The sequence below is a fragment of the Shouchella lonarensis genome, assembly GCF_900096965.1.
In the GTDB taxonomy this organism is placed as follows: Bacteria; Bacillota; Bacilli; order Bacillales; family Bacillaceae_D; genus Shouchella; species Shouchella lonarensis.
This window is the reverse complement of the sequence record NZ_FMYM01000023.1, coordinates 1-1155: the sequence shown is the minus strand read 5'-3', so window position 1 is coordinate 1155 and position 1155 is coordinate 1. Positions and strand designations below refer to the sequence as shown.

The 1155-nt window shown below is 49.6% G+C and carries 9 tRNA genes and 2 rRNA genes; all 11 read right to left on the bottom strand.

The features are described from left to right. Positions 1-76: ribosomal RNA gene (locus BLT29_RS13025) — 16S ribosomal RNA — on the bottom strand; the annotation flags it as partial. Positions 77-249: 173 nt separating this feature from the next. Continuing rightward, positions 250-325 (bottom strand) — tRNA-Ala (locus BLT29_RS13020). 8 nt (positions 326-333) lie between these two features. Then, positions 334-410 (bottom strand) — tRNA-Pro (locus BLT29_RS13015). 10 nt (positions 411-420) lie between these two features. Further along, positions 421-497: transfer RNA gene (locus BLT29_RS13010), tRNA-Arg, on the bottom strand. Between the two features lie 13 nt (positions 498-510). Further along, positions 511-599, bottom strand: a tRNA-Leu gene (locus BLT29_RS13005). Positions 600-623: 24 nt separating this feature from the next. Then, positions 624-695, bottom strand: a tRNA-Gly gene (locus BLT29_RS13000). A gap of 7 nt (positions 696-702) precedes the next feature. After that, positions 703-785, bottom strand: a tRNA-Leu gene (locus BLT29_RS12995). 5 nt (positions 786-790) lie between these two features. Beyond that, positions 791-866: transfer RNA gene (locus BLT29_RS12990), tRNA-Lys, on the bottom strand. Positions 867-900: 34 nt separating this feature from the next. Beyond that, positions 901-976, bottom strand: a tRNA-Thr gene (locus tag BLT29_RS12985). 8 nt (positions 977-984) lie between these two features. Continuing rightward, positions 985-1057 (bottom strand) — tRNA-Val (locus tag BLT29_RS12980). 8 nt (positions 1058-1065) lie between these two features. Beyond that, positions 1066-1155, bottom strand: a 5S ribosomal RNA gene (gene rrf / locus BLT29_RS12975); the annotation flags it as partial.

The window sequence follows — 1155 nt, the reverse complement described above, 5'->3', positions numbered from 1 at the left end:
CTTCTGTGCGCTCGACTTGCATGTATTAGGCACGCCGCCAGCGTTCGTCCTGAGCCAGGATCAAACTCTCCATTAAAGTGTTTGATTTGCTCATTTTGCACAAATTTCTTTGTGGCTTACATGTTGAGATCTATTGATCTCTTTTTACGCTTGGCTATTGTTTAGTTTTCAATGAGCTTGTGTCGCTGTTTGTTGGCGACTTAAATAGTTTACTACTAATTTTGTTCCTTGTCAATAGCTTTGTTGAATTGGTGGAGCCTAGCGGGATCGAACCGCTGACCTCCTGCGTGCAAAGCAGGCGCTCTCCCAGCTGAGCTAAGGCCCCATTTCTAATGGTCGGGAAGACAGGATTTGAACCTGCGACCCCTTGGTCCCAAACCAAGTGCTCTACCAAGCTGAGCTACTTCCCGATTTATCAAATGGCGCGCCCGAGAGGAGTCGAACCCCTAACCTTCTGATCCGTAGTCAGACACTCTATCCAATTGAGCTACGGGCGCATTATGAAGTTACTGGTGCCGAGGGCCGGACTTGAACCGGCACGGTAGTCACCTACCGCAGGATTTTAAGTCCTGTGTGTCTGCCAATTCCACCACCCCGGCTAGGACTTACTAATACTATTATCAAGCGGAAGACGAGATTCGAACTCGCGACCCCCACCTTGGCAAGGTGGTGTTCTACCACTGAACTACTCCCGCAAGTAAATGCGGGTGAAGGGACTTGAACCCCCACGTCATAAAGACACTAGATCCTAAGTCTAGCGCGTCTGCCAATTCCGCCACACCCGCAAACATGGTGAGCCATGAAGGATTCGAACCTTCGACCCTCTGATTAAAAGTCAGATGCTCTACCAACTGAGCTAATGGCTCTTACATTTATCATAAATAAAATAAATTTATATAATGGTGCCGGCCAGAGGACTTGAACCCCCAACCTACTGATTACAAGTCAGTTGCTCTACCAATTGAGCTAGACCGGCATAATTAATGGAGGATGACGGGATCGAACCGCCGACCCCCTGCTTGTAAGGCAGGTGCTCTCCCAGCTGAGCTAATCCTCCAACTATCAACCCGGCACCGATCTACGCTCGCAGGGGGAAGCCCCCAACTACTATCGACGCAAAAGAGCTTAACGACCGTGTTCGGCATGGGAACGGGT